The organism is Streptomyces sp. NPDC126499 (assembly GCF_040302485.1).
GTDB lineage: Bacteria > Actinomycetota > Actinomycetes > Streptomycetales > Streptomycetaceae > Streptomyces.
In genome coordinates, this window is record NZ_JBEOUO010000003.1 from 441568 (window position 1) to 449306 (window position 7739).

Below are 7739 nucleotides of genomic sequence, written 5' to 3' on the forward strand. Positions count from 1 at the left end.
ATGCCTGCTTGCTTATGCCTGCTGGTCCCGGCTCAGGCCTGGAGGTAGGCGAGGACCGCGAGGACCCGGCGGTGGGTGTCCTCGGCCGGCGGCAGGTGCAGCTTGGCCAGGATGTTGCCGATGTGCTTGCCGACCGCCGCCTCCGTGACGACCAGCCGGCGGGCGATCGCCGCGTTGGAGTGGCCCTCCGCGACCAGGCCCAGGACCTCCCGTTCGCGCGGGGTCAGCGTCTGGAGCGGGTCGCGGTGGCGGCGCAGCAGCTGCCGTACGACCTCGGGGTCGACGACCGTGCCGCCGTCCGCCACCCGGGCCAGGGCGTCCAGGAACTCCTCGACCTGGCCGATCCGGTCCTTGAGGAGATAGCCGACGCCGGTGCCGTCGCCCGCGTCGAGGAGATCGGCGGCGTACGAGCGCTGCACGTACTGGCTGAGCACCAGGATCGGCAGTGCCGGACGCTCGGCGCGCAGGGCGACCGCCGCCCGCAGCCCCTCGTCCTGGAAGCCGGGCGGCATCCGTACGTCGGTGACGACGACGTCCGGGTCGTGCGCGGCGACCGCCTCGCGCAGGGCGTCGGCGTCACCGACGGCGGCGACGACCTGGTGGCCGAAACGTGCCAGGAGTCCGATCAGTCCCTCGCGGAGGAGGACGCTGTCCTCGGCGAGGACGATTCGGAGAGGGCGCTGCACGGGATCTCCGCTCGTAGCAGGGTCGGCCCGCCGGGCGGGCTGGTGATCGTCAGTGTCCCATCGAGGACGGCGAGCCGGTCGGCGAGACCGGTCAGTCCGCTGCCGTGCGCGGGGTCGGCGCCCCCGTGGCCGTCGTCCTCGACGTCGACGCGCAGGAGGCCGTCGGCGTGTCCGGCGGTGAGCCGGGCGCGGGTGGCGCCGCTGTGCTTGCCGATGTTGGCGAGGGCCTCGCGGGCGGCGAAGTAGGCGGCGCTCTCGACGGCCGCGGGCAGCCGGGGCAGCGCGCCGTCGATGCCCGAGGTCTCGACGGGGACGGCGGAGCGGTCGGCGGCGTCGGCGAGGGCGGCGCCGAGGCCGTAGTCGGCGAGGACCTGCGGATGGATGCCGTGGATCAGCTCGCGCAGCTCGGTGAGGACCCGGCCGGCCTCCTCGTGGGCGCGGGCGAGCTGGTCGGCGAGCGGGCCGGGCGGGGCGTCGTAGCGGGCGAGGCCGAGCGTCATGGTGAGGGCGACGAGCCGTTGCTGGGCTCCGTCGTGGAGGTCGCGCTCGATGCGGCGCCGCTCGGCCTCGAAGGCGGCGGCGAGCCGGGCGCGGGAGGCGATGACCTCGCCGATCCCGTCCGCCTGACCGCCGTCCCGGGGTGCGAGCAGGGCGCGGGCGAGGGCGGCCCGGGCCCCGGCCAGGGCACCGAGCGGATAGGCGAGGACGAGCAGGAGGAGGACGCCGATGAGGGCGGCGGCGAACGCCTCGGGATAGGAGGTGACCAGATACGCCTTGACCGCCTTGGCCTCCTCGCCGTCCGCCGCGAGCTGGAGCGGCGTGCCGATCAGGGCGGCGGGCAGGCCGACGCAGGCGGCGAGCACGAGGGCGTCGAGCGGCCACAGGACGGTGGCGAAGAGGAGGGCGTACGCGAGTTCCCGCCAGGTCGCCTGCTCCCCCGCCCGCAACCGGAGCCAGGCGGCGAGGCCGGGCGCGTCCGGGACCCGGTGCGGGTCGGCGGCCGGGGCGCGGTCGACGAGGCGGAGCCGGCGGCGTTCGGCTCCGCCGAGGGCGACGCCGGCGAGGAACAGCAGCGGGAGCCCGACGAGGAGGAGGGAGCAGGCGAGGAGCACCACGAGCATCCCGAAGGCGACGGCCCCGCCGACGGCTCCGCTCGCGAGGTATCCGGCGGCTCGCCAGGGCCAGGGACCGAAGGGGTAGCGGGGCCGTGCGAGCGCCTGCCAGGGGTGTCGGGCTTCCATGAGGAATCACGGTAGGCGGGGCGCGGAGACCGGGCCATGGGGGTGGAGGGTGTGCGGGGGGTGGTGCTGGACCCACCCCGGCCGGCGGGCCGGTGCCCTTACCTCGTTCATGATCCCTGCGGGCGAGAACTGGACGTGAACGGCCCGTTTTCACTCGGACGGCCCAGTGCGCGCGTCAGCGGGTTTCCGATTTGATTCGTCCGGCTGGGAGGATTCCGACGCCGCCCCCCTCCACCTTTGTACGACCATTCCAAGGGGCCTTGATTCGAATGCGAGAACACGATGGCAGATGTTTTCGACAAGCAGTTGACGGCCGTCATGGAGCACGGCACCCGCATGCGGCCGAAAGCCGTTTACAACGCCCTTGAGGTGCGGGGCGGGCAGGTTCTCCTCGGCGGAAAGCGCATGATCATGGCGGCCCGCAACGACTATCTGGGCCTCGCGCACGATCCGAGGGTGGTCACGGCGGCGGCCGAGGCCGCGCGCCGCTGGGGCGCCTCGTCCTCCGCCAGCCGGCTCATCGGCGGAACGCTCACCCTGCACGAGGAGCTGGAGGCCCGGCTCGCCGCCTTCCTCGGCTGCGAGGACGTCATCGTGACCACCACCGGTTTTGAGGCGAACCTCGCGCTCGCTCCCCTCCTCGGCCGTGGTGACGTCGTCTTCAGCGACAAGGCCAACCACGCCTCGCTGATCGAAGCCGTGCGGCTCGGCTTCGCCGACCGGCGCTGGTACCGGCACTCGGACATGGCGGACTTGGAGCGCAAGCTCGCGGCGGCCGGCCCGGACACCGCCAAGGTGATCTTCACGGACGGTCTGTTCTCCATGGAGGGCGACCTGTGCCGGCTGCCGGAGCTCGCCGCGCTGGCCCGCCGCCACCGCGCCCGCCTGGTGGTCGACGGCGCCCATGACATCGGCCTGCTCGGCCCCCGGGGACGCGGGGTGGGCGACCACTTCGGGCTGCCGGACGCGATCGACCTGCACACCGGCACCCTCTCCAAGGGCTTCGGCTCGATCGGCGGCTTCCTCGCCGGGCCGCGCGAGGTCATCCACTATCTGCGCCACACCTCGCGGTCCGTCATCTTCACCACCTCGATGCCGCCGGCCTCGATCGCGGCCGCGCTGGCGGCCCTGACCGTCATCGAGACGGAGCCCGAGCGCCGTACGCGCGCCCTGGAGGTGGCCCGCCGGGTCCGGGACGGGCTGCGCGACCTCGGCTTCGACACCGGCGACTCGGTCACGCCCATCGTGCCGGTCATCACGGGCAGCAAGGAACGGGCCACCGCCCTGTGGCGGGAGGTGCTCGCGGCGGGCGTCCTCGCCAGTGCCGTCTCCGCGCCCGCCGTGCCCGAGGACCGCTCGCTCGTCCGCCTGTCGCTCCAGGCCACCCACACCGACCAGGACATCGCGCACATCCTGGGTGCCTTCGCGGCGGGAGGCCGCCGGCTCGGCATGATCCCCGCCAAGGCCGCCGTCCCCGCCGCCCCGGGGCCGCAGGCCGCCGCCTGCCCCGTCCTGGACCGGGTGTCATGAGCGTCAGCGTCACCCCGGTCGGCGGGCGCGCCGACCTGACCGCGTTCATCCGGCTCCCGTACGCCCTCTACCGCGACGACCCGCTGTGGGTCGCCCCGCTGGAGCGGGAGCGGCGCGCCTTCCTGGACCAGGCCCGCAACCCGTACCACCGGGCGGCGGCGGTCCGGCTCTTCCTCGCCCGCCGGCAGGGCACCGTCGTCGGCCGGATCGCGGCCGTCGTCGACCCGCGGTTCAACGAGCGGCACGGTCCGCACCGCGGCGTCATCGGGCTCTTCGAGTGCGCCGACGACCCCGAGGCCGCGGCCGCCCTCTTCGACACGGCGGACGCCTGGCTCGCCGCGCGGGGGATGCGCCGCACCTTCGGGCCGCTCGGTCTCACCACCAACGACGAGTGCGGGATCCAGATCTCCGGCTTCGACCAGCCGCACGTCCTGCTCGTCCCGCGCACGCGCCCGTACTATCCGGGACTCTTCTGCCGCTGCGGATTCGAGAAGGCCAAGGATCTCGTCTCCTATTCCATCCCGATGCCCCGCGACGGCGAGCCTCCGGCGGAATACCGGGAATCCGCCGAACGCGCCCTCGCGACCCCCGGTCTGGCCGTGCGGCCGATGGACACGAAAAGGGAGCGCTCCGACCTGGAGACGGTCCGCTACATCTACAACGCGACCTTCGAGGAAAGCTACGGCTCCGTCCCGCTCGGCAAGGCCGAATTCGCCTTCCTGGCGAAAAAGCTGAAACCGCTGCTGCGCCCCGGGCTCCTCCAGATCGCCGAGATGCACGGCGAACCCGTCGCCTTCCTGCTGTGTCTGCCCGACGCCCACCAGGCCCTCCGTACGGCCCGGGGCCGCCTCACCACGTTCGGGCTGCCGCTGGGTCTGATCCGGATCGCACGGGCGGGCCGCCGCGTCGACCGGGTCCGCTTCACCGCCATGGGCGTCCTGAAGGAGCACCGCTCGCGCGGCCTCGCCGCCGCCCTGCTCACCCAGGCCCAGCGGGCCGCCTTCCGCCTCGGCCACACCGAGATCTCGTACTCCTGGGTCCTGGAGGACAACCACGCCTCCCGCCGCCACGCCGAAGCCCTCGGCGGGGTCCACACCGTCACCCACCGCCTGTACGAGCGGGAGACGGCGGGCGGCCGGTCAGAAGAGGAGAGGGGCGGGGAGGAGGGGGTCGGGGAGGAGAGGCTCAGGGAGGAGGGGGTCTGAAGAAACCGGGCCGCGTCCACCGCGCCCGCCTCGGTGCCGAAGCCGAGCCGGAGCCGAGCCTGAGCCGAGCCGGAGCCGGTGGTCGCGGTCGTCCGGGCCCTCGGGGGTGGCCAGCAGGTACTGGACGGCGCGGCCGACGTAGGCGAAGTAGGTGGCGCCGTGGCGCCGGACGTCCGGCAGGAAGGTGTCGGTGACGAGGACGCGCAGGCCGGGCAGCGGCAGCCCGTCGAGGAGGGGCAGACGGTCCCGCTGGGTGAGCAGGACCCGGCATGCGGTGTGCCGGATGTCCCGGGCGAGTTCGGCGCCGCGCCGGGTGGGGTCGATCCCGGCGACGGCGGCCCCCGCGAGGGCCGCCGCGCCGAGCCGGAGCGGGTACTCCGGTGTGTTGTCGAGCAGCAGGCCGAGGTGCGGCTCGCTCCCCGGCCGGTCGGGCATCAGCTCCGTGAGCAGGGCGGCGCGGGCGGCGGCGCCGGAGGCGACCTGGTGGTGGGCGAGGGTGTGACGCTCGTCCCCCAGCCCGGTCCGGTGGTCGCCCCACTGGCGGCGTACGCGTTCCGCGACGGTCCTCATGCGGCGGGATGGTAGCTGACGCCCCGTCAGGCGTGAACGGTACGGGCGTGCCGGGCGTCCGTCAGAGCTGGACGTCCGAGCACGCGTAGAAGGCGTTCCCCGTGTCCGCGACCGTCCACACGGCCAGGATCAGATGGCGGCCGGTCTTGCCCGCCGGGATGGTCCCGGAGTGCGAGAGCGTCGAGGGCGGCTGCTGGTTGTTGTAGGGGACGACCAGGAAGGGCTGGGTGTCGAGGTCGGCGCGGGTCAGCGCCTTGGTCCCGGTCCAGCCGTTCCTGGTGATGTAGTAGCGGAAGTCCGTGGTCGCGTGGCGGGCCGTGAACTGCCAGCGGAAGGTGTGGCTCTGGCCGGCCGTGAGCCGGGTGGTGGGCCAGGCGCCGCCGCGCGGGTCGTCGAGCTGCGCGAAGCGGGAGTTCCCGCCGGCGCATATCCGCCCGTCGGCCGGCCCTGCGGCCGGGAAGCCCTTGAGCCCCTCGACCGACTGCGGCTCCCACTGGATGTCACCGCAGTTGGTCACGGTGCGGTTGGCGCAGAGCTTCTGACGGCTGATCGGCGAGTCGGTGTAGCCGTGGCCGCTCGCGCTGGTGGTGGTGAAGAGGGAGGCGGCGGCGACGCCGAGCGCCACGGCCGCCACCCCTGTCTTTTTGCGCATGCTGTCGCTCCAGGAGAACGTGGGGGTGTTCTGTGGGCTGTGCTGCACGCGTGCGGTGGTGGTACGTGTTCCGGGTTCCGGTTTCCGGTCTAGACCAAGTTCAAAGGTAGGGACGGAACTTGGCCATGTCCATACCAACGGAAGGGGCTTCCGGAAGGGCGTCCGAGGGCATCCCAGGGGGATGACCGCGGGCGTCCGGGGGCTTGCGGGGACTTCCGGGGGTCTTCCGGCGCGCTCACGCCCCGTCCGCCGGAGCCGTACGACCGGTGTAGAACGCCACCGTCAGATCCTTCACCAGCGCCTTCCGCTCGTAGTCGTCCAGCTCCACCAGACCACGGGAGGTCAGCCGGTGGACCACGTCGTCCACCGCGTCCACGACCGAGGTCAGCACGCTGTCCCGGTGCTTCGCGTCGATCGCGGCGATCCGGCGGCGCTGCATCGCCGCGGCGACCTCCGGGGCGTACTCGATCCGGGTCGGCTGCGCCGAGAAGACGTCGATGCCGACCGGCGCGCACTCCGCCGACAGCATCCGGGTCAGCGCCTCGCCGACCGCCTCGGAGTCGCGCAGGGTCGGGGCGTCCTCGTGGAACGCGTCCGCCGGCAGCTGCGAGAGCACGCGGGCCATCGCCGCCTCGACCTGCTCGCGCAGGTACTCCTCGTGCCGGTCGACGCCGAGGGCGGCCCGGACCGTGTCGCGGATCCGCCAGACCACCAGGACCACGACGTTCAGCGCCGTGCCCTTCGCGTCGACGGCGGGCAGCGGCTCGCTGCGCCAGTGCCGCAGCCGCACGTCCACGCGGCGGCGCAGGAGGAGCGGGCTCACCCAGAGCAGGCCGGTGCGGCGGACGGTGCCGCGGTACTCGCCGAAGAGGGTGAGGACGAGGGCGTAGCCGACCCGGCCGCGGCCGAGACCGCCCAGGAAGAAGAGGGCGAGGAGCACGCCGAGGGCGAGCAGGGCCCACTGGCCGAGGGGGATGCCGTGGTACGGCCGCGAGGGCAGCCCCAGCATCCGGGCCGCCTCGTCGGGCACGGCCCCCGCCCACCAGACGATCGCCGCGCACGCGAGCAGCGCGACGGCCCCGCCGGCCACCCCGACCCAGCCGGGCAGCACCGGCCCCGGCCGCTCCACCAGCTTCGGATCGGCGGTGGGGGCGGGGCGGTTGGACGCGGGCGCGGGCCGGGCCGGTGCGGGGATCGCGGGCGTGGCCGAGGTCGTCTTGGACGCGGGCGGCTTGGGGGAGGGGGTCTTGGACGCGGGCGTCTTCGGTGCGGGTGTCTTGGGTACGGGCACGGTGGCGGGCCCGTCGTCCCTGGCGCCGCCCTCGGGCTCGTCCCGGAAGAGCAGGTGCACCGGAATGGACCCGGTGCTCTCGTTCCCGATCACGGTCCGCCGCCGCGCCATCGCGACCCCGCCCGCACCGGCGGCACCGGCGCGCGGCGCGACGGTCGCGGAGGCGACGACCGGCACGGCGACGGTCTTGACCGGCACCCCCAGGATCCGGCGCAGGTCGAGTACCCCGCGGCGGGGCGGCGCCGTCCCGCCGGCGGCGCCCTTGTCACGGGAGGGCGCGCCGCCCGAGGGGGCGGTGGGTGGCGCGACGGAGGCCCTCGGCGCACCGTCGGTACCGGCGGGCACCGGGGTCGGACGACCGGGAGCACCGGCCGCACTCGACCGGTCGCCCGAGGGGGCCGAGCCGGACCGTCCGGCCGACGAAGGGCCGGCGGCCCCAGGGTCGGCCTCGCCACCCGCGCGCGCCCGCTCGGGGGTGGCGGCCGCCCCGGCACCGGCGGGTGTTCCCCGCGGGGCGGACGCCGTACCGGCGGAGGCGGGGGCGGGCGCACCGGCCGCACCCGA

Annotated in this window: 6 protein-coding genes and 1 pseudogene; 2 read left to right on the forward strand and 5 right to left on the reverse strand. The window is 74.4% G+C overall.

The annotated features are described in order from the left end of the window. Positions 1-32: 32 nt before the first annotated feature. Positions 33-686 carry a response regulator transcription factor gene (locus tag ABTZ91_RS06705; RefSeq protein ID WP_352076032.1) on the reverse strand — a complete coding sequence of 218 codons (654 nt, stop codon included), beginning with the start codon at positions 684-686 and terminating at the stop codon, positions 33-35. After that, positions 626-1927 carry a sensor domain-containing protein gene (locus ABTZ91_RS06710; protein WP_352076033.1) on the reverse strand — a complete coding sequence of 434 codons (1302 nt, stop codon included), beginning with the start codon at positions 1925-1927 and terminating at the stop codon, positions 626-628. The genes ABTZ91_RS06705 and ABTZ91_RS06710 overlap by 61 nt, the downstream gene beginning before the upstream one ends. A gap of 282 nt (positions 1928-2209) precedes the next feature. Between ABTZ91_RS06710 and ABTZ91_RS06715 the strand changes: the two genes are divergently transcribed. After that, a complete protein-coding gene (locus ABTZ91_RS06715) occupies positions 2210-3457 on the forward strand; it encodes an aminotransferase class I/II-fold pyridoxal phosphate-dependent enzyme (RefSeq protein ID WP_352076034.1) in 1248 nt (415 codons plus the stop codon). Continuing rightward, positions 3454-4662: an N-acetyltransferase family protein gene (locus ABTZ91_RS34135; protein ID WP_407077902.1), complete on the forward strand. Its 1209-nt coding sequence runs from the start codon at positions 3454-3456 to the stop codon at positions 4660-4662. Before ABTZ91_RS06715 ends, ABTZ91_RS34135 begins: the two co-directional genes overlap by 4 nt. 2 nt (positions 4663-4664) lie before the next feature. Here ABTZ91_RS34135 and ABTZ91_RS06725 read toward each other — a convergent pair. From ABTZ91_RS06725 to ABTZ91_RS06735, 3 genes and pseudogenes are all read right to left on the reverse strand, one after another. Continuing rightward, positions 4665-5232, reverse strand: a pseudogene (locus ABTZ91_RS06725) (hypothetical protein); the annotation flags it as partial. 61 nt (positions 5233-5293) lie between these two features. Further along, positions 5294-5884, reverse strand: a complete 591-nt coding sequence (locus ABTZ91_RS06730; RefSeq protein WP_352076035.1) for a lytic polysaccharide monooxygenase auxiliary activity family 9 protein — start codon at positions 5882-5884, stop codon at positions 5294-5296. 235 nt (positions 5885-6119) lie between these two features. Then, positions 6120-7739, reverse strand: a 1620-nt coding sequence (locus ABTZ91_RS06735) for an SPFH domain-containing protein (protein WP_352076036.1), incomplete at its 5' end; no start/stop codon positions are given.

Coding starts and splice junctions, on each gene's coding strand:
- ABTZ91_RS34135 (WP_407077902.1), top strand. CDS start 3,454: ATGAGCGTCAGCGTCACCCCGGTCGGCGGGCGCGCCGACCTGACCGCG.
- ABTZ91_RS06710 (WP_352076033.1), bottom strand. CDS start 1,927: ATGGAAGCCCGACACCCCTGGCAGGCGCTCGCACGGCCCCGCTACCCC.
- ABTZ91_RS06730 (WP_352076035.1), bottom strand. CDS start 5,884: ATGCGCAAAAAGACAGGGGTGGCGGCCGTGGCGCTCGGCGTCGCCGCC.
- ABTZ91_RS06715 (WP_352076034.1), top strand. CDS start 2,210: ATGGCAGATGTTTTCGACAAGCAGTTGACGGCCGTCATGGAGCACGGC.